The organism is Paractinoplanes ovalisporus, from assembly GCF_016834655.1.
GTDB classification, from domain to species: Bacteria; Actinomycetota; Actinomycetes; order Mycobacteriales; family Micromonosporaceae; genus Actinoplanes; species Actinoplanes ovalisporus.
Genome location: NZ_JAENHP010000010.1, coordinates 144,785 through 168,240, shown reverse-complemented (window position 1 = coordinate 168,240; position 23,456 = coordinate 144,785). Strand labels below are relative to the sequence as shown.

The following is a 23,456-nucleotide window of genomic DNA, read 5'->3' as shown; positions in this document are numbered from 1 at the left end:
GCGGTCGGCTGGAGCGCGCTCGTCCCTTGGCAATATGGGAGCGCTCCCGTACCGTGCTGTGAACGTTAACTGATTGATGTTCGTCAATGGTGGGCCAATGTCAGGAGGCCGGGTATGGCTAGGTTGGGCCTGGTATCGACCGGCGTCCTGGCATTGGTGTCGGCGGGCGCGTTCGTCGCGCTTCCCGCACGGGCCACCGCTGTCGGATGCTCCGTGAACTACGCCGTCTCGTCGCAGTGGCAGGGCGGGTTCGGCGCCAACGTGTCGATCACCAACCTCGGCGACCCGATGAGCGGCTGGACGCTGACGTGGTCGTACGGCGCCGGGCAGACGGTGACCCAGGCCTGGAACACGACGCTGACGCAGAACGGCGCGGCGGTGACCGCCCGGAACGTGAGCTACAACGGATCGCTGGCCACCAACGGCACGGTGTCGTTCGGCTTCAACGGGTCGTGGACGGGCACCAACCCGGCCCCGGCGAGCTTCGCCGTCAACGGCGTCACCTGCACCGGCGGCACCACACCGACAACTCCACCTACGACCCCGCCGACAACCACTCCGCCGGCCACGTGTGAACTGCCCACGTCGTACCGCTGGAGCTCAACGGGCCCCTTGGCGACCCCGAAACAGGGCTGGGTCGGGCTCAAGGACTTCACCAGCGTCATCCACAACGGCAAGCACCTGGTGTACGGATCCACGACCGACACCGGCCAGTCGTACGGCTCGATGGCCTTCGGCCCGTTCACCAACTGGTCCGACATGGCCTCGGCACCCCAGAACGCCATGTCGTCGTCCGCCGTCGCGCCCACGCTGTTCTACTTCGCTCCCAGGAGCATCTGGGTGCTGGCCGGCCAGTGGGGAGCGACCACGTTCTTCTACAAGACGTCGAGCGACCCCACCAACGCCAACGGCTGGTCGGCGAACCAGCCGCTGTTCAACGGCACCATCACCGATTCCTCGCCGCTGGACCAGACGCTGATCGCCGACGACACCACCATGTACCTGTTCTTCGCCGGCGACAACGGCAAGATCTACCGCGCGAGCATGCCGATCGGGAACTTCCCCGGCAACTTCGGCACGTCGTACACGACGATCATGAGCGACACCACGGCCAACCTCTTCGAGGGCGTTCAGGTCTACAAGGTCCAGGGCCGGAACCAGTACCTCATGCTGGTCGAGGCGATGGGCACCAACGGCCGCTACTTCCGGTCGTTCACCGCGACCAGCTTGGGCGGCACCTGGACCCCGCAAGCGGCGACCGAAAGCAACCCGTTCGCCGGCCAGGCCAACAGCGGCGCCACCTGGACCAACGACATCAGCCACGGCGACCTGGTGCGCGCCAACCCCGACCAGACGATGACCGTCGACCCGTGCGACCTCCAGCTGCTCTATCAGGGCCGCAGTCCCAGCTCGGACGGCACCCCCTACAACCTGCTCCCGTGGCGACCGGCCGTGCTCACCCGGCTGCGCTGACCCCGTACGGGGGAATTTGCCGGAAATTGCCCCCGATCCGCGTCATGGCATCCCGGCCGGCGCCTCTCATCACCATGGCAAGACTTCCGAAGTTCCTCCGTAACGCGGCGATGGTGAGCCTCGCCGTCTCCGCGCTCTCCCTTCCGGTCGCCGGCCCGGCCTCCGCGGCACCCGTGGCGCCGGCCGCCCCGCCCGCTCCCGTCGCGACCGTCAAGGCTCCCCTGCTGAGCCCCGCGGCCAAGATGCAGATGCGCCGCGACCGCAACGCCGTCTGCGTCAACGCCCACGTGCAGAACCTGGGCTGGCAGGGCTGGCGGTGCTCGACCAACCGCAAGGCCGCGATCGCCGGAACCGTCGGCCGCTCGCTGCGCCTCGAGGCCCTGGCGATCTCGACCATGCGTCTCGGCGGCGTGTGCGCCCAGGCCCACGTGCAGAACCAGGGCTGGCAGCGCACCAAGTGCACCGGCGCGGCCGGCAACGTGGCCATCGGCACCCAGGGCCGGTCGCTGCGCATGGAGGCGCTGCGGCTGAGCACCCGCACGCCGCTCTGCGCCCAGGCCCACGTGCAGAACACCGGCTGGCAGAAGTGGCAGTGCTCCCGCCGCGCCGGGCAGATCCAGGTCGGCACCGTCGGCCAGGCCCGGAGCATCGAGGCGCTGCGCGTCCTGGCCTGACCCCTGTCCCGAATCGCCGATGCCCCGCGGAGTCTCCGCGGGGCATCGGCGTCCGCAAATGCAAATCCTGCAACTCCTTGTCTTGATATCGATGGATGCCTATCGTCCGCAGGTAAGCGCTTTCCTGTCGTGGGAAGGGCGGCGCGACGCACTCCCGACGATGGAAGCGAGACAGGGATGAAACGATCAGTCGCCCTACGGTGGTCGGCCGGGGCCGCCACCGCGATCACGGCCGCCGCGATCATGCTGACGCTGCCGGCCACCCAGGCCCTGGCGGCCGACAACCTGAGCCTGGCCGGCGGCGCCGACGGTTCCAGCAAGGCCAGCGGCACCAGCTACGGCAACGTCAAGGACGGCAGCACCAGCACCTACTGGTCACCGGCGAGCGCGACCGGCTACGTCTCGGTCAAGTGGAGCAGCGCCACCACGGTGTCCTCGGCGATCATCCGGCAGGCCTCGGGCGGCGGCTCGATCAGCGCCTGGCGGCTGCTCAACGCCGACACCGGCGCCGTCCTGACCAGCGGCAGCGGCAGCCCGAGCACGATCTCGTTCAGCTCCACGTCGCTGAAGAAGCTGACCCTCGACATCACGAGTGCGTCGGCCGCGCCGCGAATCGCCGAGTTCGAGACGTACGCGAGTGGTGGCGGCTCGACCCCGACCACTCCGCCGACGACCACGCCGACCTCCCCGCCCCCGACCGGCGGCTCGGGCACGCCGACCGGCGCCTGGCCGTCCTCGGCGGGCTCGGTCAGCATCTCGAGCACGGTCAACGTCTCGGGCACCTTCGACGGCGGCATGAAGACGTACTGCTGCATCGGCGACGGCTCGCAGAGCGAGTCCCAGGACCCGATGTTCAAGATCGCCAACGGCGGCACCCTGCAGAACGTCATCCTCGGCTCCCCGGCCGGCGACGGCGTGCACTGCGAGGGCACCTGCACCATCCGCAACGTGTGGTGGAACGACATCGGCGAGGACGCCGCGACGTTCAAGGGCACCGGCGGCGGCACCAGCTACGTCATCGGCGGCGGAGCCCGCAACGGCAGCGACAAGACGTTCCAGCACAACGGCAACGGCACCGTCAGCATCTCCGGCTTCTACCTGAGCGGCTCCGGCAAGCTCTACCGCGGCTGCGGCAACTGCACCAACTCGTACACCCGGCATGTGAAGATCGACAACGTGCTGCTGAACGACATCGACATGGTCGCCGGCATCAACTCCAACTGGGGCGACACGGCCACCATCACCCGGGTCACCTTGAGCAACGCCTCGAGCGCCGTGGTCTGCGGCAAGTACCAGGGCGTCGCCAAGGGCAGTGAGCCCAAGTATCTGGGCGCCGGTTGGAACGACAGCAACTGCAAGGTCAGCCAGAGCGACATCACGTACCGCTAGCCCGTCCCCGGGTCACGGGAGCAGCACCCAGGCCCCCGTGACCCGGCGCTTGACCGTCACCGTCCGGGTGACATTGCGATATCCGGGCCTCCGCCTGCTTTCTCCGCCCCGTTACGGGTAAGGAATCACCACGAGCAGGGGGAGGCGTGCGATGAAGCTGCTCAGGACCCCCTTCGTCAATGGTGAGGCGGCCGGACCGATGCGGCAGGCCGCCGGTGACGTTCTACGCTCCGCCGGAGACGCTTCCGGGAACGTCGTCGACGATGCTCTTCTGGTGATCAGCGAACTCGTCCAGAACGTCAACCAGCACACCCGCTCCGACGGGGTGCTGAGCATCGACGTCGTCGGCAACGACGTCCTGATCCAGGTCACCGACCACGATCCGGCACCGCCACGACCCCAGGCACCGGACGGCCACCGAGCCGGCGGCCGGGGTCTGCTGCTGGTCGCGGCCGTCGCCACCGGCTGGGGCGTGCGACGCACCAGCCAGGGCAAGACCGTGTGGGCCCGTCTGCCCATCACCCTGCACGAGGACCTGCTGTCCTCGGCCTGACCGGGAACCGGCCGCCGGGTTAAGCCGGGCCACGCAGGGCGTCGACCGGCCGCCGGGTCAGGCCGGGCCGCGCAGGGCGTCGACCGGCTGCATGCGGGCGGCCCGCATCGCCGGGTAGAGGCCGGCCACCAGCCCGACCAGCGCGCCGACCAGGGGTGAGGTGGCGGCCAGCGTGCCGTCGACGACAGGGGTCCACTGCTGGGCCACGCTGATCGCGACCACCGCCAGGATGCCCGCGCTCGCGCCCACGATGCCGCCGAGCAGGCCGATGACGGTGGACTCGAGGAGAAACTGGACCGCGATGTGGTGGCGGCGGGCGCCCATCGCGCGGCGCAGGCCGATCTCGGCGGTGCGTTCCATGACCGTGACCAGGGTGACGTTGGCGATGCCGAGGGCGGCCACGATCAGCGAGACCAGGCCGAGGATCAGCAGCAGGCCGCTGACGTCGCCGGCGACGCCGTTGCGCAGCGTGGCCGGGTCGGGCGGCGCCTCCACCTCCAGGCCCGACGGGTCGTTCGGGGCGAGCGCGACCGGCGCCTGCCGGGCGATCAGCTGGGCGCCGCCCAGGTCGGTGGTGATCGCGACCGTGCTGATCGGGCCCAGGCCCAGGCCGTCGTCGGCCGCGGTCCACGGCAGGATCACCGCGGTGGCCGGCACCGGCTGGTCCGGACGGCCGGGCGGGCCGAGGATCCCGATCACCGTGTACGCCTTCCCGTCGACGAACACGGCGGGTTGGTTGTCGATGCGGGTCAGTCCCAGCTGCTCGGCGGCCAGCGGGCCGAGAACCGCCACCCGGTCGCGGCGGCAGACGTGCCCGGCGTCGAAGAACCGTCCGGCGGCGAGGGTGGACCGGGTCGCGGCCGGCACCGTGTCGGTCGAGCCGAGCACGGGCAGCAGCCGGTCCACGATGCGGGTCGGGTCGCGCACGGCGTTGGCCCGGACCGGAAGATCACGACCTTCGGGTGTACGGGACCAGGCCGCGACCGCCGTGACCCCGTTGAGCCGGGCGACGTTGTCGGGGGCGCTCCACGACACGGCCGGTGGGGCGTTCCTGCCGGTGGGCACCGGCACACGCACGGTGATCTCGGTGGCGGTGACCGCGTCGAACCGGCCGGCGATCTGGTTGCCCGCCGTGGCCGACACGCCCAACGTGGTGACCAGGGTGCCGATACCCACCACGACACCGGCGATCGTGAGGACCGTACGGGCCGGTCGGGCCCCGACCCCGCTGACCGCCTCGGTGATCAGGTCCCGCGCCTTCACGAGATCCGCCCGTCGGCGCGGGCCGCGGCGGGCGTGATCGAGATCCGACCGTCGGTGATGCGCACCTGGCGGTCGGCGCGCGCCGCCACCGTCGCGTCGTGCGTAATCACGAGCAGGGTGGCGCCGCCGGCCCGCAGGTCGTCGAACAGGTCGAGCACCGAGGCCGTGTTCGCGCTGTCCAGGTTGCCGGTCGGCTCGTCGCACAGCAGCAGGGCCGGGTCGCCGACCAGGGCACGGGCGATCGCCACCCGCTGCCGTTCGCCGCCGGAGAGCCGGCTGGGCAGGAACCGGTGCCGGTGCCCGAGGCCGACCCGGTCGAGCGCGGCCACCGCCCGGGTGCGGCGTTCGGCGAGCGGTACGCCGGTGTAGAGCCCGCCGAGCATCACGTTCTCCAGCACGCTGCGGTACATGAGCAGGTGAAAGGACTGGAACACGAACCCGATCCGGGAGCCGCGCAGCCCCGTACGGCGCCGGTCGCTCATCGTGGTCGTCTCGGCGCCCTCGAACCGGTAGCTGCCCGTGCTCGGCACGTCGAGCAGGCCGAGCACGTTGAGCAGCGTCGACTTGCCCGAGCCGGAGGGACCGACGATGGCCAGGTAGTCGCCCCGCCGTACGCGCAGATCCACCCCGGCCAGGGCGGTCACCGGCGGGTCGGCTGGGAAGACCCGGTGCACGGCGGCGAGTTCGAGGACGTCCGTCATGAGCCGCTCACGACGACCCGGTCCCCCTCCTCGAGGGCGGCACCGCCGACCGGGGTGACCTCGACGTCGCCGCCGGCGGCCAGTCCCGGTTCGACCGGCACGTCGCGGCGCGCGCCGGTCGCGTCGGCCACGGTCACACGGGCCTGGCCGTCGGAGGCGGTGAAGACCGCGGCCACCGGCACGGCGAGCACCTCTCCCCCGGTCCGGCCGACCTCGATCGACACCTGTACCGAGCGTCCGGTCAGAGCCGCCGCGCGGGCCCGGTCCTTCGGGGTCAGGACGATCGGCGTGCCCTCGTCCCCGGCGGACCGGATCGCCGTCACGGTGGCCGCCGACTCGCCACCGTTCTCGTCCCGCAGGGTCGCGGTGAGACCGGTCCGGAGCAGCTCGGCGTCCTCGGTGGCGACCGTCGCGTTCACCACCAGCGCCGGGTCGGCCACGGTGGCCACCGGGCCGGACGGTGAGGTGCCGGCCTGGGCGGTGACCGCGGTGACCCGTACGGGCAGTTGCGGCAGGAAGACGATCTCGCCGCTGGGGATGCTCACCCCGTACGTCTTCCGGTAGTCCGCCAGGTCGACCCGCGCGTCCTCGAGCGCCTGCCCCTCGGCGCCGGTCACCGCCCGTTCCAGCTCCCGGAGCCGGGTCCGTTGTTCGGTGGTCGGCTCGACGGCCGCATACCCGGCTTCCTTGTAGAGGGCCCGGACCGCATTCAGCACGCTGTCGTTCACCGCCCCCGAGGCCGCGAGCCGGCGTTTCGGCACCAGCCGCCGCAGCGCGGCCCGCACCTGGCGGACGTCGTCGCCCTCGCTGCCGCGGGTCAGCGTCCGGTACATCGGCACCTTCCCCTCGAGCACGAACACCGGCCGCCCGTTGATCTCCAGCAGGACGTCCCCCTCGCGCAGGGTGCGTCCGGAGGCGGACGACTTGGTGATCATTTGTGAGCCGTCGGCGGCCGCGACCGTGCCGGTAAGCGTGATCGGCCGCGCCCGGCCGTAGGTCACCGAGCCCTGGGTGACCACCTGGGAGGTGAGCGACCGCCGCTCGACCGGGACCGTGATCAGCGAGGCCTCGGGGGCCTGGCGGGCGGCCGCGGCGTCGGCGGGCGAACGGATCTGGCTCGCCGCGATCCAGCCCCCGGCGGCGGCGATCAGGGCGATCGACGTGGTGCCGGCCACCATGCGGAACGGGGTGAGCATGCTCAGCCTTCCCCGCCGCCCCGGGTGGCGACCGCGGCGTACCGGGTACGGGTGATCTCGGCGTACGCGCCCCGGCAGTCCAGATCGGCCAGCGCGGCCTCGACCTCGCGGGGCAGCTGCTTGCGGGCCTGCGCCACGGTGACGTCGCCGCCGTCCTGCAGCGGGTCGACGATCGAGTCGTACACGCCGTTCTCGACCCGGCCCGGCTCGGCCGAGGCGACCTTGTAGCCCTGGCCGGTCAGGCAGTCGGCGTACTGACGGGCGGCCTTCACGACCTCGGCGTCGGTCCGGTACTTCTCGTAGGCGCGCTTGGCCTGCTTGTTCTCGGCCGACGAGGGGTCGGTGGTGCCGAAGTGCTTCATGTAGGCGGCGGTGGCGCACCCGTCGTCCTGGGAGTCCTCGCCCAGGGCGGCGTCGTAGGCCTTCTGCCGGGCCGGGTCAAGCGCGGACCGGATCGCGTTGTTGGGGTTCGGGGCCGACTCCGGTTCCTTGACCATGGGGTCGTCCGGCCAGACGAGCTGGGCGAAGATCCCGAAGCCGTACTTCTTGCGGAACTCGCGCAGCTCGTCGTCGGTCTTGAGCAGGCTGGAGGTTCCCGAGAAGTCGCCGGCGGGCGCGTTGCCGGCCAGGGGCGGCGGGACCTCGTACTGGAAGCCCTTCGCCTTCATGCAGTCGGCGATCTCCTTCTCGGCGTTCTGCCGTTTGGTGGCGTCGTCCGTCGCCGTGCTGGTGCCGGCCTGGCCCGTGGTGGTGCTCTCCCCGGTCGAGGAGCCGCAGCCGGTGAGCAGCAGCCCGGTCGTGAGCACGGCGGCGGGAATCCACATGAGTCGTCGCATGCCGAGAACTATCGGAGAAGCGGGATTCGGCGACCGTAAGCCTCGTCCTTACAACTTCCTTATCCGATTTCGTACGGCATCATCACCGCGACCCGCAGCCCGTCGTGCCCGGTGGAGGTGGCCGCGATGGTGCCGTCGTGCGCGTGCACGATCGCGCGGGCGATGGTCAGGCCCAGCCCGACGCCGCCGCTGTGGTCGATCCGGACGCCGTTCAGGCGGTGGAACGGCTCGAACAGCCCCGCCACCGACTCGGCCGGCACGTCGTCGCCGGTGTTCGCCACGACCAGCGCCGGATCGTCGCCGACCCCGACGTGCACGGTGCCGCCGGGCCGGTTGTACTTGATCGCGTTCTGGACGAGGTTGGTGACGAGGCGTTCGAGCAGCACCTGCTCGCCGATCACGACCCGCGGCGCAAGCTGCGTGGTGACGGTCACCGAGGCTTCGGCCGCCGCGCTCCGGTGCTCGGACACCACCGCGGCCACGATCGTGTCCAGCCGCAGGGCGCTCTGCGATGCGAGCCCGCGTTCACTCTCGCTCAGCACGAGCAGGGCCTCGATCAGCCGTACGTTGCGCTCATTGGTCTCGAGAAGCTGCTCGGCCACCACGCGCAGCTTCTCCGGGCTGGGGTTGCGGGCCAGGCTGACCTCGATGAGCGTGCGCTGCACGGCCAGCGGGGTGCGCAGTTCGTGGGAGGCGTCGGCGGCGAACCGGCGTTGCGACTCGTAACCGACCGCGACCCGGCTGATCATGCCGTTGACCGCGCCGGCCAGCTCGGCCATCTCACCCCGGCGACGTGAACTCCGTACGCGATAGGCGAAGTTCTGCGGGCCGAGGGCGTCGAGCTGACCCGCGAGGTCACGGATCGGCCGGACCGCCCAGTTGAGCAGCGCAATCCCGGCCACGAGCACGACCGCCAGGTAGATGACCACGAAGGTGTCCCGGGTGTCCACCGGCTCATACATCCGGCGGCAGATCAGGGTGGTCGAGGTGCGGCCCGAGGGCAGGATGCAGCCGGCGTCGAGCAGGCTCCGCCACAGCGACGCCGCCTGTTCCGCGGCGCCCACGGTGAGCATTCCGGCGAGCAGCATCAGGACGCAGATCAGCCCGGCCCGCCACCGGGGAGAGCGCAGCGTCATGCGCCGAGCCGATATCCCGTACGGGGAATGGTGTGAATGACCGGCGGATCACCGAGCTTCTTGCGCAGCGTCATCACCGTGACCCGGACGGCGTTGGTGAACGGATCCGTGTGCTCGTCCCACACCTGTTCGAGCAGATCCTCGGCGCTGACCACCGCGCCTTCCGCCCGCAGAAGCACCCGCAGCACAGCGAATTCCTTCGGCGAAAGGCGCAACGTCAGCCCGTCCCGCGAGGCGGTGTGCCGCGATTCGTCGAGCACAATTCCGTCGCTTTCCAACACCGGATTCCGTACGGCGTTGGCCCGGCGCCCGAGTGCCTGCACCCGCGCGACCAGTTCGGCGAAGGCGAACGGCTTGACCAGATAGTCGTCCGCCCCCAACCCGAGCCCCTCAACCCGGTCCCGGATCCCGGCCGCCGCCGTGAGCAGCAGGACCCGGGTGTCGAGCCCGGCCGCGATGATCTCCCGGCACACCTCGTCCCCGGTGGCGCCCGGCATGTCCCGATCGAGCACGGCCACGTCATAGCGGTTGACGGTGACCCGTTCCAGGGCGGCGTCCCCGGCATAGACCACGTCGACGGCCATCGCGAAGTCCCGCAGCCCGTCGGCCACCGTGTCGGCCAGAATCCGCTCGTCGTCCGCCACCAGAACCCGCACCCCTGGAACCCCCTCATGCCATGGTCCGCAACTTTCGCAGCCGAGGCATAAGGAATCGATAAGGTCCCGCGGAGACAGGCGCTGGCGCTAGCCCTCGTTCGCCCGGTTCTGCCAATGTCGTCGGCGTGAACCGAGACTTCTACACGACGCTCGCGCAGGTGCTCCCGGTCCTGCTGCTGGCGATGATGTTCGATTCCGGTTATCTCAAGCGGCTGCGCGACCAGCCCCGGCGACTGCGCCACGACGTGATTTTCTGGAGCAAACCGCGCGTACGGGCGTACACCCTGCTCGTGGTCGTGGTGGCGGTGGGCAGCACCGCCCTCTCCCTGCTGGTGCTCGCCGGCGCCCTGCCCGACAGCGTGCCGTTGCGCACGGTGCTCAGCGCCGGCGCGTTGCTGGTGCTGGCCACGCTGCTCACCCGGATCGGCATCGACGTCTATCTGGCGACCACCAGCCCGTCCGAGGAACCGCCGGAGAGCTGATCGGTGATCGCCTGCCCGATGCGGGGCGAGGCCAGATAACGCGGCACGGTGTGGAAGTCGAACCGGTGGATGTGCGCGTCGTCCCAGTTCTCGTCCGGGTCGAAGCGCCGGGTGAACGGCCGTGGGATGGCCACGATGTCGCCCGGGTCGGCGATGTTGACCCACCGCACCACCCCGGGCGGCCGCGCGCCGCGCCCGTCACGCGGGGCCGGCCGCAGCCGATCGAAGACAATGTTCGCCAGGCCGAGCGGCGACCCCATCGTCGCCAGCAGGCCGACCCGTTGATCGGGGAGAGCGTGCAGCGCCTCGTACGCGACCACCGAGCCGAGCGAGTGGGCCAGCACCACATCCGGCCGGTGCCGCCGGATCGCTTCGACGACCAGCTCGGTCACCGCTGACCGTGGGCCGTCGGAGAAGTATCCGCGGACCTCGGTGAGGAACGTGAAGACCAGCGGTCGCACCACGGCGCGGCTCAGACCCGCGTGGTCGGCCATCCGGTCGGCCAGGGCCCGCGCCGGAATGCTCCAGCTCGCCTGCGGCACCGTCGCCGGCAGCGCGCCCAGCTGCCCGGCCCAGTCCGCCAACCAGTCGCGGCACTCGGGCGGCAGCGCGTCCAGCCCGTCGTCGCCGTCCTGCCGGGCCGGCACACGCAGCAGCGGCGCATAGTAGACGGCCGCGAGCTCCACGTCGGACCGATCACCGAGGCCGGCCTGCCAGACGCGGCAGATCTCCGCCTCGGCCTCCGCCGTGCTCAGTCGCGGCCGGTGGTTCCAGATTCCGTGGACGGCGAGCAGGCGCACGGTCATGCGGTCCATCCTCACACGACCACCCTGACGGCGGATGGCACGCCGACGGCCGGCCTGCACAATGGCTGCATGCGTCGGCGGGCTCTGAGCATCGCGGTGAGCACCTTCGCCGGCTCCCGGTTCGCTGACCTTCCGTTCGCCGGCGCGCGCCGGGAGTCCCTGGTGTCCGCCCTGGCTTCGGCCGGCTACGACATGGTCGGCGGCGGGGGTCCGCTGGGTGACCGGGTGGCCGCCGCGATCGCCGGTCTCGGCCCCGGTGACGTCCTGATCGTGCACGTGCTCAGCCACGGGCAGGAGCGCGCCGGAACGGTGCTGGTGGTCGACGCCGACGGCACCGCCGGCGCCCGCACCAGCCTCTCGTCGTGGCTGACCGAGGCGACCGGGGCCGACGAGCTCGAGGATCCTTATGCGGCCGGCCTTCCCGAGACGGGCGGCCCCTGGGTCCTCTTCCTGGTCGACGTCTGCGGCGCCGGGCTCGCGGCCCGGCAGCCGTGGCAGGCCGAGATCGCCGACGAGCGGCGCCGGGCCTGGGTGATCGCCGGTGCGCTGCCGCACCGCCCCGGCTTCGACGGCCGGTTCACCCGGGCCGCCGCGACGGTGTTGGCCGATCTGGGCGCGCTCGACATCCACACGTCACTGCCGTTCGTGCCGCTGCCGACCGTGGCGCAGGCGATCAGCCGGGAGGTGCACCGGCTGGGCGACGGCGGGTTCGAGCAGATCGTCGCGGCCACCCGCACCGACATCTCGGCCACGATCAGCTGGCCGCCGTTCTTTCCCAACCCGGCCTATCGGCGGGCGGTGACCGACGGCGTGCCGACCGGGCTACGCGATTTCGCCGTACGGCTGGCCGAGGTGTTCGACGCCCGGCACTTCATGTCGCGTGCCTCGGGCCGGGCCACCGGCGACGGTTCGACCGACGGCGGGCTGTTCCGCGGGCGGGGCGCCCAGCTCCGTACGCTCTCGGCCTGGCTCGCCGACGGCTCGGCGACCGGCCTGCAGTTCGTCACCGGCGCGCCCGGCTCGGGCAAGTCGGCGGTGCTCGGCATGGTGGTGTGCGCGGCGCATCCGGCGCTGAGCGCGGCCACCCGCGGCCTGTGGTGGGGCCGCCGCGACGACCTGCCACCGGTGATCGCGGATCTGGTCGCCGTGCACGCCCGCGAGCTGAGCGTGTCAGCACTGCTCGGGCAGGCCGCCGAGCAGCTGGCGCTGCCCGCGGAGACCGGCCCGTGGACCGGCGCGCGGTTCGCCACCGCCGTGCGCGACCTGCCGGCCCCGCCGGTGCTGGTGGTCGACGCGGTGGACGAGGCGCTGAACCCGGCGGCGCTGGCCGCGCTGTTGCTCGACCTGGTCGACGCCCGCCGGGAGGACGGCGGCCCCGCCTGCCGGATCCTGATCGGCTCGCGCAGCGGCGTGCTCTGGCCGGCGCTGGACCGGCTGCGCGACCGGGCGCTCGCGTCGGCGGCCGTGGTCGACCTCGACGACGAACCGCCGGCGTTGCTGGCCGAGGCCCTGCACGGCTATGCCCGTGACCTGCTGCGGGTGCACGCCGCCTACGACTCGCCGGCCGGGGCCGAGCTGGCCGACGCGATCGCCGACGTCGTCGCCGAGCGGCTGGCCACCGCGCCCGAGAAGCCCGACGGGCAACGCTGGGGCGCCTTCCTGGTCGCGCACATCTTCGTGAACCATCTGGCCCGGCAGCCGGTGCCGGGCGACGTCTCCGAGGCCCGGCGGCGGGGCGGCGAGGTGCCGCTCGATCTGCCTTCGGTGCTGCGGATCGACCTCGCATCGGCCGACGACCCGTGGCGGTACCCGGTGCTGGCCGCGCTGGCGCACAGCTTCGGCAACGGCCTGCCGCGGCGACTGGTGCGGTGCGTGGCCGCGGTGCTGGCGCCGTCGTCACTGGGCCCGCCGTCCGATGCCGATGTGGCGGCAGCGCTCGACGGTGCCCGGTTCTATCTGCGCCGCGACGTCGACACCGACGCGACCACCCTCTACCGGCTGTTCCACCAGAGCCTCATCGACCATCTGCGTGCGGGAGCGCCGGCCGGGGCCTGGCGCACGGTGCTGGCCGCCCTGCTGAACGACTCGGGGCGGCCCGTGCGGTGGGCCGGTCTCGCCCCGCCCTACCTGGAACGGCACGCCGGCGACCACGCCGCCGCGGCCGGCCGGCTGGCCGAGCTGCTCGTCGACGCCGACCACCTGGTGCACGCCGACCCGGCCGCGCTGATCCGCCACCTGCACGAGGTGGGCGACGCGGACGTCTACCGGTCGTCGTACCAGCGGCTCCTCGACTTTCCCGGCGAGCCGGGCGCGCGCCGGGACATCCTGCTGGTCAACGCCGTCCGCTACGGCGACGGAGATCTGGCCGCCCGGCTGGCCGCGCCCCGCGACACCGCCGAGGCGCCGCCCGGCCGCCGGCCGGTCTGGGCGACCGGGGGCGGCCTCAACCCGCATCTCCGGCACGTGCTGGTCGGGCACACGGGAGCGGTGCGGGCGGTGGCCTGCGCGACGCTGGCCGACGGGACCGCCGTGGCGTACACCGGAGGTTCGGACGGCGCCGCGCGGATGTGGCGTCTGACCGACGGATCTCTGGTGATCACGATGGACGCCGGGAGCGGGCCGATCGCCGCGCTGACGGCGGCACGGCTGGCCGACGGCGCCGACGTGCTGATCACGGCCGCCACCGAGGGCTGCGTGGTCTGGGACGCGGGAACCGGGACCGTGCTCCGGCATTTCCCGTCGAACGGGGCGGTGCTGACCGCGGTGGCGCACGTCCGGACGGATGACGGAACAGACTTCGTGGTGACCGGCGCGCTCGACGGGACGGTCTCGGCGCACAACCTGGCCGACGAAAGCCGCTGGGCCACCCCGTCAACCGGCTACGGGCCGGTCGTGGCCCTGGACGGCGACGCGCGAGGAGTCTTCGCCGCGGTCAACGACGCGGTCAACATCTACGACGTGGCGACCGGCGAAGTCGAACGGTGTTTCGCCGCCGGGGAGCGGCTGCGGGCACTGTCGTCGATCACCGATCCCACCGGAGGCCGCCTGGTCGCGGCGGCCGGCATCTCCGGTGTGGTCGAGGTGTGGTCGGACGGGGAGATCGCGGGCCCGCGTCCGCTCACCGGCCACACCGGCGCGGTGCTCGCGCTCGTGGCGGTCGATGAATGGACGATCGCCTCGGGCGGGCGCGACGGAACCGTACGCCTCTGGAACATGGCTCCCCACCAGCCACGGAACACCGAGGTCAGGACCGGGGGCGACGCGATCGTCGCCCTGGGCTCCACGTGGCTCGCCGACGGCAGCCGGGTGGTGATCAGTGCCACCGACAACGGCCGGGCCCACATCATCGAACTGTCCACCGGGCAGATCCGGGCCATCCTCGGCGGGCACACCGGGGAGGTGCGTGCGGTCGCCGCCCTGGCCGCCGTGGCCGTGACGGCCGGTTCCGACGGCACCGCGCGGGTGTGGGACCTGAACTACCAAGGCCGCCGCGACCGTCCGGCCCACCGCAGCCGGGTCGGCCTCGTGGCGTTCTCACCGGACGGCAGGACGGTGGTGTCGGCCGACGAGGAGCGCGAGATCCGGCTGTGGGACGCGCGGGACGGCCGGCCGACGGTCCTCGACTCGGCGGAGACGGCCGTCCAGCGGATCGTCTGCGGCCGGGACGAGAACGGCACCGACCTGGCCGTCGTGGTCGGCGACGACGGCGGGCTGGCCGCCTACGACCTCACCGGCGGGACCGGTCGCCGCTGGAGTTCTCCCGGCCGCAGCCCGATCGCCGACGTCGCCGTGACCTACCCCCTGGATGAGCCGCCCCTGCTCGTGGTGACCCGACGCGATCGTACGGCCGAACTGTGGTCGCTGCGCGACGGCGAGCTGCGGCACCGCATCAGCGGCTACCTGCACCCGGATTCTCCGGTGCGCACGGCTCGGCGGCCGGACGGCGTCGATGTGATCGTCCTCTGGCGCCGGGACGGCTGGCTGCGCGCGTGGGCGCTGCCCGGCGACGGCAAGCCGCCGGTGCCGGACGGCGCGGACGCGTGGTTCGAGGGCGCGGCGGTCCGCACCGGCGACAGCACGATCGCCACCGTCGTCGAGGCGCGCTATCCCTCTCGGACTCCGTCCCTGGCCTACCTGGCCGGGGGCGATCTGCACCGCAGCGAGCTCTCCGCACTGCGGACCGGGCGGCTGGTCACGGTGACCGGCTCGGGCGACGGGTCACCGGTCGCCGTGCTGGACGACGGCGGCCTGGCCGTGTGGAACCTGGCCACCGGCGGGCTGCGGCACCGATACCCCGGGCCGGCCCCGACGCACCGGGCGACCGGGCGCGGGCCCGACGGTGGTGCGCTGCTGATCGCCACGCGCGAGCGGACCCTGCTGACGCTGGATCTCGACCGCGGACGGAGGCGGGCGATGGAGCTTCCCGACGTGATCGGGCCGCTGGCCCTCGCGCCGGACGGGTCGGTCGCCGCCGGGATCGGCAGCGACGTCATAGTGCTCGGGCCGGACGGCCCGCCGGAAGGGAGTGCAACGGATGCTGACCCGAGCCGACAGTGAGGTCCTTGCCGTGTGGACGGCGATCAGCCGGTCCGCCGTGGACGGCCGGGAGATGTACTGGGGCGGGCGGGAAGCATCCGACTCACTCACCGATGCACACCAGCTGCTCTGCATCCTGCGACCGGCGACCGAGGCGTCGATGTTCATCCTCGACCGGCCGGATCAGACACGGCGGGACGTGGCGCGATCGCTGGCCGCGCTGGGCGACGAGATCATGATTCCGATCGCCCTGGTCGGCTACATCCGGTCCTATCTGGAGCGCTACACCGGCGCCGACGGCCGGCCGGTCTTCTCGGCGCCGTCCCACCTCCGCGGCAAGGACGTGGACGATCAGTTGCGCTCGGCCGACGTCGTCCCTTCGTACGCCGCCTCGATCTCGCTCTGCCTGGCAGCGATCGGCTTCCTTCGGGTGCTGGGGTTCAGCGTCCGGCGCGCCGACCGTCAGCAGGAGATCCGGGAGGTCGAATCGCTGGCCTCGACCCGGCTGACGGCCGCGATGATCGGGCTGCTGCGCAGCTTCGCCGTGCGGGCCCTGGAGCCCGGCACCCGCGAGGCGGAACGCCTCATGGCGATGCTCAATCGGGAGAAGGGCGTTCCGTCCCGGCAGGTCGTCAGCGAGTTCCGGACGAGCCTGCGCCAGATCGTCAGCCGGCTGCGCGACGACGTGACCATCGGCTCGGGTGAGACCACCGGCGTGGACCGCGACAATGTCCTCTTCGAGTGCGGATGGAGCTGGGGCATCGTCCAGAACGCCCCGCTCGTCGACACTTCGGCGGAGGTCGCACAACCGCGCAACGGGCTGGCGGAGGAACGGCCGCACCTCTACCACACGGCCACCGTGGTCCGCGCCGTCGCCGACCTGGTATCCGAACGAACTCGCGTGCTGGGCCTGCTCAGCGCCGAGCAACTGCGGCTGTCGCAGTCTGTGCAGCTGCGCTGGGAGATCGCCCGGGCGTACTGGACGACGGTCGCGACCCTGGGCTCCGGCCGCTGGCCGATCGAGGATCTCCCCTGGCAGATGGTCGACGGCGAAGAGTCGGACCTGCTCTCGGTAGTGCTGGCCCATATCGTCACAGGCAGCGGGCTTCTCTCCGGAAGCGAACTGACCCGACTGGCCCAGCTACTGGCCGACCTCGCCGGCCGTGGACGGGTCACCAGCCGCGCGACCGCGGACGACCAGGCCGTATCGCGCCACGAGCCGGGCGAGCTGTTCCGGCTCTACGCCGACGACGGGATCGACGCGGCGTGGCTCGCGGCGGACTACAGCCCACTGCTGCTGTCCGCCTCGATCGCCATGTCGGCGCGGCTGGGCGAGTCCAGCAGCGTCAGCGGCGAACAGCGACGCGAGATGGGCGATCTCATCCAGCGGGTGTGGCGTCACCTGGCCGCCCGCCGCATCACCGACGGCCTGCACACGGGCCTCTGGGACCAGCCGGCGGGCGCGTTCGGTCACGTGAACAGGTTGTACGAGGGGGCCTCCTGGAGCTTCACCTACGCGGTGGTGCACGCCCTGGTCGAGGCGATGCAGACGGCCGCCGAAACGCCCCGCCCGTCGGCCGGGTTGCAGAACCAGGCGCTGGAGATGATCGAGGAGGCGGAGGTCCTGCTGGGCCACGCGTGGACCTACGCGAACCGGGGCCAGACGATCGAACAGGAAGTCGCCAGGATAGCCCGCAGTCTGGCCGAAGCGTCCACCTTGGCGGACCGGCGGCCGGCCACCGCGATCGCCCTGGCAACCGACGCCCTCTCGCTACTGCACCGGCTGGAGGTCGCGAGGACGGTTGACGAGCAGTTCTGACCGGTCGCGCTCGTGCCGGCCGACGGCGGAGGTCACCAGGTCACCAGGGCACGAGGCCGCCGGCGTCGAAGAAGGTGCCGTTCGGGCCGTCGGGCGGCATGGTGGCCGCCTGCACCACGACCTTGGCGCCCTCGGACGGGGGCTGGGTTCCGGTGTGGCCGTTCATGTCGGTGGCGTTGAAGCCCGGGCACACCGAGTTGACGACGATCGGCGTGTCCCTGAGCTCGGCCGCGAACCAGCCGGTGAGCGTGTTCAGGAAGGTCTTCGAGGAGGAGTAGGCGTAGGCCATCCCGTACGGGGCCAGCGGGTCGCCGGGAGCAACGCGCAAGCCGGCCGATCCCATCGAACTGCTCACGTTGACGATGCGTCCGGCCGGTGCTTTCCGTACGAGCGGCAGGAACTCCTGGATGACGCGCAGCGCCCCGAAGTAGTTGACCTCCATCGTGCGCCGGATCGTGTCCGGGCTCACCGTGCTGGGCGGTCCCTCCTCTCCCCCGATCGCGATTCCCGCGTTGTTGACCAGAACGTCGACGGCGCCGGTCGTGTCGCCGATGTGGGCGGCGGCGGCCCGTACGCTGTCGTCGTCCGTGACGTCGAGCGGAACGAACCGCACATCGCCCTCCGGGGACAGCTCGGCCGCCGCGGTTTCGCCACGGTCGCGGTCGCGGCACCCCAGCCAGACGGTGTAGCCCTGCTGCGCGAGCTGCCGCGCGGTCTCATAGCCGATGCCCTTGTTGGCCCCCGTGATCAGGGCGGTGGGCTTGGTAGCGCTCATGAGATCCATCGTTGCGCCGGACCCGGATACGATCCATAACGTGGAGTCCGATCTTCTGTACGCATCGTCCAGCGCAGCCGAGCTCGACCGCGCCTCGCTGGGCTTCAGCGATCCGATCGCCGGTGTCATCGGTCTCCTGCGACCGGTCACCGTCGTCGATCCGGGGCTGCGCGCGACGCGGTCGTGGGCCGTACGGTTCGACGCGTTCCCGCACGTGAAGATCGGTGGCCTGGTGCAGGGCGAGTGCTGGCTGGCCCTGGACGGGCACGAACCCGTCAAGCTGCGCGAGGGCGACTTCTTCATGCTGGTCGACCCACCGTCGTACGTGCTGGCCGACGACCTGGCGACGGAAGCGCGGCCCGCGTGCGAGCTGTGGGCCTCGGCGATGGACGGCGTGGTGCGCATCGGGCCCGAAGCCGACGAGATCGCGTACGTGTGCGGTGGGCATTTCCGCTTCGACGAGTCGAACGCCTCCCTGCTCGTCGACATCCTGCCGACCCTGGTGCACGTCGCGGCCGACGATCCGCGCATTCACGGGCTTTCCCAGGTGACCAGCCTGCTCAACGCCGAGGTGCAGAGCAACGCCGCCGGGCGCTCGCTCGTGCTCGACCACCTCGTGCAGATCCTGTTCGTCCAGGTGCTGCGCGCGCACGCCGAGCGCACCGACCGCCCCACCGGCTGGCTCGGGGCCCTCGCCGACGACGGCATCGGCGCCGCGCTGCGGGCCATGCACACCGACGTGGCCCGCCGATGGACGCTGCAGGAACTGGCCGGCATCAGCCACATGTCCCGCTCGTCGTTCGCCGCGGCGTTCCGCGAGCAGATCGGGACCACCCCGCTGGACTATCTGATCCAGTGGCGGATGAGCCTGGCCCGCGACGCCCTGCGCCGCAACACCCGGTCGATCTCGGAACTGGCCTTCGCCGTCGGCTACGAGTCGGAGAGCGCCTTCGGCACCGCTTTCCGCCGCGTGAACGGCGCCTCGCCCCGGCAGTTCCGCGACGCCGCGCGTCAGCCGTCGTCGAGCCAGAAGCTGTAGCGCAGGCGCAACGCCCGCTCGGTGCCGGCCACCGCGGCGCCGACCGCCGGCGGGGAGCACCGACCTGGCCGCCTGCCGGCCGTCGCGGCAGAGGTGCGCCCGCGTGCCTTCGGGGCAGAGTCAACACCGGACCCGGTGGTACGGTCGCCGCATCGATGATCAGCGATGGGGGAGCTGACTGTGAAACTGAAGAAACTGGCCGCGTCGATCACGGCCGTCGCCACCGGCGTTCTCGGACTGACCCTGCTGACCGCGGGCCCGGCCGCCGCCGCGACCGGCAACTGGCGCCCGTACGGCAACACCAACCCGATCACTTCCAGCCCGTCCACGTGGCTCTGCGCCTCGACCAAGACGGTCACGACCGACATCCTGGCCCAGGTCTGCGTCATCCGGACGCCCTATCCCGACACCTCGAACGTGCAGGGCGCCGTGATCGTGCGCAACAACCGCTCCAGCCTGTTCTCGGTGCAGGCCGCGGTCGACCTGTCCAACCAGGGTGGTCCGTTCATCGACCGCTGGACCTGCCGGTCCTCGGGGGTCGCGGCGCACTCCTGGTCGGTGTGCTTCGGCGCGACCATCCCCAACGCGTTCCGCACCCAGGCCCGGGGCGGCGCCAACGGCGTCGACCTGGGGGTGACGCTGGGACTCTGACCAGCCGGCATTGAACCAGCTCGCTCCGCCGGGGTCCATCGAACGAATCGACCTGTCGCGCAGTGGCATCGATTGACTACTGTGCGAACACGGTCGATGACTTCGGGGGATGTCATGAGTGAGCCGATGCCGGTCTGGACGCCACAGCCACCGCCATTTCAGCCGCCGCCGGCTCCACGGAGGACCGCCGACCGTCTGGCGGTCGCCGTGGCCAACGCCTCGCTGCTGAGCATCGGCTACCTGATGCTGCGGCGCGGCGGCCTCGCCTTTCTCAGCCTGCTCGTCACCGTCGCGCTGCTCGTGTTCGCCGTGCCGCGCGTGCACACCACGACGATCGAGGTCGTCGTGGTGTGCTGGTGGCTGGTGATGATCGTGCACGGTTACCTGCTGGCGGGCGGGGCCGTCGACACCCGGGCCAAGGTCAGGCAGCGGATCGTGGCGGTCTGTTTCGCCCTGCCCGTGCTGCTGGGTCTCGGCCTGTTGCGGGCCGACGCCAACAAGATCGGGCAGACCGTCACCGACGCACGGCAGAGCGGCGATTGCACGTACGCGATGGAGAATCTGGACAAGGTCTGGTTCGGTCTCCGCATCGCCAACGCTCCCCTGGCCGTGCGCGGCGACGCGACCGTGCAGGCGTGCCGGCAGTTGCGAGACGCGGGCGCCACCCTCACCACCGCGCTGGCCGGCAGCCCGACAGAACTCAACCGTGGCTTCGCGGCCCTCGGCACCGTGCTGACCGAGCGGCCGGGCCACGAGAAGATGGTCGACTCCACTCTCGACGGATTCCTCGCCGCGCTGCCGGGCCCCGAGCCGTGCGGCACGCTGAAGATCACCGACTGGCTGACCAAGCGACCGGCGAGCGGCAACACCCTCGACCGCTCGGCCGGTGTCGTCCCCGAGCTGGAACCCGCGGCGCTCACCGGTTGCGCCGACTCCTACCTGGCCGGCAATCGCTGGCAGGATGCGCGCACGACCTATCAGCTGCTGCTGAAGCGCTACCCGGACGATCCGGGCCGGGCCCAGGCGCAGGCCGGCATCGAGAAGGCGGACACCGCCATCGAGCTGGCCGAGGTCCGCAAGCGGCTGCAGGGCGGCAGCGGGGGTCAGCCGGCGTACTGCGGCAATCCCGCGAAGTACCGGCTGGCCCGGCCGGTCAGCAAGGGCACCAACAAGGCGCTGTTCTTCGGCAACAGCACGCAGGTCGGCAAGTTGCCGAGTTCGTGGAAGGCCACCGATGTCACCGGCGCGGTGCTGGTCGTCTGCGTCGGCCCCGACACCCGCGGGGCGGCCGTCGACACCTGTTCCTACCGCAGCCGGTTCGGCCTGGGCCGGCGCTATTCGGTGACCTTCCACAAGGTGGCGGTGCGGGTGCGGGCGTACGAGATCCGCACCGGCCGGCTGGTGTCGAACCGGGCCCTGCAGTTCGGCGGTTCCAGCTGCCCCTCCACGATCACCTACCGGTCGACGCTGGGCGCCGACCTGGGGCCGCCGCGGCACATGGACGTCAAGGTCAGCAACAGCGACGTCCGCCGGCAGTTCCAGACGGTCGTCACGCGCTGACCAGGCCGCCGCTCCCCGGCGGCGGATAGAGGGCGTACATCCGCTTGATGACGTCGATCTGGGCCGGGTTGTGCAGCTCGAGAATGCCCTGGAAGACGACCGCCCATACGCCCACGTCCTCGCCCGCCGCGGCCCGGTCGGCCAGCTCGCGCGTGCTCCAACCGGTCTTCGTCAGCATCCGGTAAGTCGACACCATGCCCCGAGGGCACAGTCCAATTCCGCGCCCCTGTGACATTCATCTCGCAATGAGTTCCGGGACTCCATTCCGCCCGGACGGCGCCCCGAGCCCTCGCAAAAGAGGCCGGCCATCTCTAAACATCGCCCACCGGCGCCGCGGGCTGTCGGTTGACCCTGCCCTTGGGGCACCCGGTCCGATGAAGACAGCCGATGAATCAACAGACATGGAGGCCGGCAGTGATTCGGAAACGCAGTGCCGCTCTGGTCGGTGCTCTCGGGCTGGCCGGTGTGCTGGTGGCGGTGGTGCCGGCGATAGCCGAGGAACCGGGCGAGAAGCCGAAGGCGGCCATGACCTTCGAGGCGTGCCCGTCCGACGTCGCGATCCCGCCGATCATGGCCGGGCTCGTGCAGTGCGCGAAGCTCCCGGTTCCGCTGGACTACGCCGATCCCGACGGCCCGCAGATCGAGCTGATGGTCTCGCGGCTGGCCAGCACCAGGCCGGAGAAGCGGCGCGGTGTGCTGATGTTCAACCCGGGCGGGCCGGGCGGCACCGGGCTGGACCAGCCCGCGTTCCTGGCCTCCAAGGGGCTGCCGAACAGCGTCCTGGACGCCTACGACCTGATCGGCATGGACACCCGCGGCGTCGGTCACTCCACCCGGATGAGCTGCGGCTTCCTCGCCACCGACCCCTACTACGGCAACATTCCGCCGTACGCGGGTGACGACGCGTCGGTGTCGGCACAGGCGAAGATCGCCGAGGGGATCGCCGACCGGTGCGCTACGACCGACGCGCGGCTGCGGCACCTGACGACCGCGAACACCGCCCGTGACCTGGACCGGATCCGGGCCGCGCTCGGCGAGACGAAGGCCGGCTTCTACGGGGCCTCCTACGGCTCGGCCCTGGGTGCGGCGTACGTGTCGATGTTCCCGGACACCACCGACCGGGTCGTGCTCGACAGCAACGTCGGCGACACCTACCTCGACTACGAGGGCATGCGCCGATATGGGCAGGGCATGGAGGAGACGTTCGTCGACTTCGCCCGGTGGGTGGCCGCGCGGCACAGCTCGTACGGTCTCGGCCGTACGGCGCAGGAGGTTCGCCGCACCTACCTGGAGACCGGCGCCCGGCTCGACCAGACTCCGGCCGCCGACGGCACCACCGGGGCCATCTTCCGGGCGTACGTCTTCGTGGGGCTCTACAGCGAGACGTCGTACGGCGGTGTGGCCCGCAAGTGGCAGGAGTGGCTGACCCCCGGTGAGCCGCCGGCGCCCGCACCGGAGTCGGCCCCCGCGCCGAATCCGGGCGACAACAACCTGACCGTGTTCCTGGCCGTCACCTGCAACGACTCCGACTGGCCGGAGGATGTCGAGACCTACCGCCGCGGCGTCGCCGAGGACCGGAAGCGCTACCCGCTCTACGGCCCCGCCGCCGCCAACATCCTGCCCTGCGCCTATTGGAAGCACGAGCCCGCCGAGCCGCCGGTGGCGATCAACGACGACGGCCCGCGCAACGTGCTGATCCTGCAGAACCGGCACGACCCGGTCACCCCGTACGCGGGTGGCAAGCTCCTGCGCGAGAAGTTCGACCAGCGTTCCCGGCTGGTGACCGCCGAGGAGAGCGGGCACGGCGTCTACGTCCTGAGCGGTAACGCGTGCGCGCTCAACCTCACCACGTCGTACCTGGTCGACGGCGTGATGCCGGCCCGGGACACAACCTGCCGCCGCGGTTGACCG

At 71.6% G+C, this 23,456-nt stretch carries 20 protein-coding genes; 11 read left to right on the top strand and 9 right to left on the bottom strand.

From position 1 onward, the window contains the following. Positions 1 to 114 precede the first annotated feature (114 nt). The 4 genes from JIG36_RS28245 to JIG36_RS28230 all read left to right on the top strand — a co-directional run bounded on the left by JIG36_RS28245 (position 115) and on the right by JIG36_RS28230 (position 4,089). A complete protein-coding gene (locus tag JIG36_RS28245; protein ID WP_203379439.1) occupies positions 115 to 1,473 on the top strand; it encodes a non-reducing end alpha-L-arabinofuranosidase family hydrolase in 1,359 nt (452 codons plus the stop codon). Positions 1,474 to 1,547: 74 nt separating this feature from the next. Continuing rightward, a complete protein-coding gene (locus tag JIG36_RS28240) occupies positions 1,548 to 2,147 on the top strand; it encodes a hypothetical protein (protein ID WP_203379438.1) in 600 nt (199 codons plus the stop codon). Positions 2,148 to 2,324: 177 nt separating this feature from the next. Then, positions 2,325 to 3,536: a pectate lyase gene (locus tag JIG36_RS28235; RefSeq protein ID WP_203379437.1), complete on the top strand. Its 1,212-nt coding sequence runs from the start codon at positions 2,325 to 2,327 to the stop codon at positions 3,534 to 3,536. A gap of 151 nt (positions 3,537 to 3,687) precedes the next feature. Next, the gene (locus tag JIG36_RS28230) at positions 3,688 to 4,089 is read left to right on the top strand and encodes an ATP-binding protein (RefSeq protein WP_203379436.1); all 402 of its coding nucleotides are present in this window, start codon (positions 3,688 to 3,690) and stop codon (positions 4,087 to 4,089) included. A 57-nt stretch (positions 4,090 to 4,146) separates the two neighbouring features. Here the strand turns inward: JIG36_RS28230 and JIG36_RS28225 are convergent, their stop codons facing one another. From JIG36_RS28225 to JIG36_RS28200, 6 genes are read right to left on the bottom strand one after another with little or no spacing between them, the layout of a single operon-like run. Further along, complete coding sequence (locus tag JIG36_RS28225; RefSeq protein WP_203379435.1) at positions 4,147 to 5,352, bottom strand: ABC transporter permease; 1,206 nt, start codon at positions 5,350 to 5,352, stop codon at positions 4,147 to 4,149. Then, positions 5,349 to 6,053: an ABC transporter ATP-binding protein gene (locus JIG36_RS28220; protein ID WP_203379434.1), complete on the bottom strand. Its 705-nt coding sequence runs from the start codon at positions 6,051 to 6,053 to the stop codon at positions 5,349 to 5,351. The genes JIG36_RS28225 and JIG36_RS28220 overlap by 4 nt, the downstream gene beginning before the upstream one ends. Next, entirely contained in the window at positions 6,050 to 7,249 is a 1,200-nt protein-coding gene (locus JIG36_RS28215) for an efflux RND transporter periplasmic adaptor subunit (RefSeq protein WP_203379433.1), read from the bottom strand. Before JIG36_RS28215 ends, JIG36_RS28220 begins: the two co-directional genes overlap by 4 nt. A gap of 2 nt (positions 7,250 to 7,251) precedes the next feature. Next, the gene (locus JIG36_RS28210) at positions 7,252 to 8,085 is read right to left on the bottom strand and encodes a hypothetical protein (RefSeq protein WP_203379432.1); all 834 of its coding nucleotides are present in this window, start codon (positions 8,083 to 8,085) and stop codon (positions 7,252 to 7,254) included. Positions 8,086 to 8,144: 59 nt separating this feature from the next. Next, a complete protein-coding gene (locus JIG36_RS28205; RefSeq protein ID WP_203379431.1) occupies positions 8,145 to 9,221 on the bottom strand; it encodes a sensor histidine kinase in 1,077 nt (358 codons plus the stop codon). Next, the gene (locus tag JIG36_RS28200) at positions 9,218 to 9,877 is read right to left on the bottom strand and encodes a response regulator transcription factor (protein WP_203379430.1); all 660 of its coding nucleotides are present in this window, start codon (positions 9,875 to 9,877) and stop codon (positions 9,218 to 9,220) included. Before JIG36_RS28200 ends, JIG36_RS28205 begins: the two co-directional genes overlap by 4 nt. 125 nt (positions 9,878 to 10,002) lie before the next feature. Between JIG36_RS28200 and JIG36_RS28195 the strand changes: the two genes are divergently transcribed. Continuing rightward, the gene (locus tag JIG36_RS28195) at positions 10,003 to 10,359 is read left to right on the top strand and encodes a hypothetical protein (RefSeq protein ID WP_203379429.1); all 357 of its coding nucleotides are present in this window, start codon (positions 10,003 to 10,005) and stop codon (positions 10,357 to 10,359) included. Here the strand turns inward: JIG36_RS28195 and JIG36_RS28190 are convergent. After that, positions 10,314 to 11,165 (bottom strand): hypothetical protein, encoded by an 852-nt coding sequence (locus JIG36_RS28190; protein ID WP_203379428.1) that lies wholly within the window; start codon positions 11,163 to 11,165, stop codon positions 10,314 to 10,316. The two genes, JIG36_RS28195 and JIG36_RS28190, sit on opposite strands and share 46 nt — an antisense overlap. Positions 11,166 to 11,234: 69 nt before the next feature. On the opposite strand from JIG36_RS28190, the gene JIG36_RS28185 reads away from it, so the two are divergent. Together JIG36_RS28185 and JIG36_RS28180 are read left to right on the top strand one after the other, a co-directional pair. Continuing rightward, the gene (locus JIG36_RS28185; protein WP_203379427.1) at positions 11,235 to 15,722 is read left to right on the top strand and encodes an AAA family ATPase; all 4,488 of its coding nucleotides are present in this window, start codon (positions 11,235 to 11,237) and stop codon (positions 15,720 to 15,722) included. Beyond that, the gene (locus JIG36_RS28180) at positions 15,700 to 17,520 is read left to right on the top strand and encodes an SCO2524 family protein (RefSeq protein ID WP_203379426.1); all 1,821 of its coding nucleotides are present in this window, start codon (positions 15,700 to 15,702) and stop codon (positions 17,518 to 17,520) included. Before JIG36_RS28185 ends, JIG36_RS28180 begins: the two co-directional genes overlap by 23 nt. Before the next feature lie 40 nt (positions 17,521 to 17,560). On the opposite strand, the gene JIG36_RS28175 is transcribed toward JIG36_RS28180, so the two are convergent. Further along, positions 17,561 to 18,295, bottom strand: coding sequence for an SDR family oxidoreductase (locus JIG36_RS28175; protein ID WP_203379425.1), 735 nt, complete (start codon positions 18,293 to 18,295; stop codon positions 17,561 to 17,563). A gap of 40 nt (positions 18,296 to 18,335) precedes the next feature. Here JIG36_RS28175 and JIG36_RS28170 point away from each other — a divergent pair, with 40 nt between their 5' ends. From JIG36_RS28170 to JIG36_RS28160, 3 genes are all read left to right on the top strand, one after another. Next, positions 18,336 to 19,334, top strand: a complete 999-nt coding sequence (locus JIG36_RS28170; protein ID WP_203379424.1) for an AraC family transcriptional regulator — start codon at positions 18,336 to 18,338, stop codon at positions 19,332 to 19,334. Positions 19,335 to 19,514: 180 nt separating this feature from the next. Next, positions 19,515 to 19,985, top strand: a complete 471-nt coding sequence (locus JIG36_RS28165) for a hypothetical protein (protein ID WP_236048367.1) — start codon at positions 19,515 to 19,517, stop codon at positions 19,983 to 19,985. Between the two features lie 114 nt (positions 19,986 to 20,099). Further along, the gene (locus JIG36_RS28160) at positions 20,100 to 21,545 is read left to right on the top strand and encodes a tetratricopeptide repeat protein (RefSeq protein ID WP_203379422.1); all 1,446 of its coding nucleotides are present in this window, start codon (positions 20,100 to 20,102) and stop codon (positions 21,543 to 21,545) included. Here the strand turns inward: JIG36_RS28160 and JIG36_RS28155 are convergent. Next, entirely contained in the window at positions 21,535 to 21,723 is a 189-nt protein-coding gene (locus tag JIG36_RS28155; protein WP_203379421.1) for a hypothetical protein, read from the bottom strand. The two genes, JIG36_RS28160 and JIG36_RS28155, sit on opposite strands and share 11 nt — an antisense overlap. 236 nt (positions 21,724 to 21,959) lie before the next feature. Between JIG36_RS28155 and JIG36_RS28150 the strand changes: the two genes are divergently transcribed. Next, positions 21,960 to 23,453 carry an alpha/beta hydrolase gene (locus tag JIG36_RS28150; RefSeq protein WP_203379420.1) on the top strand — a complete coding sequence of 498 codons (1,494 nt, stop codon included), beginning with the start codon at positions 21,960 to 21,962 and terminating at the stop codon, positions 23,451 to 23,453. Positions 23,454 to 23,456 lie beyond the last annotated feature (3 nt).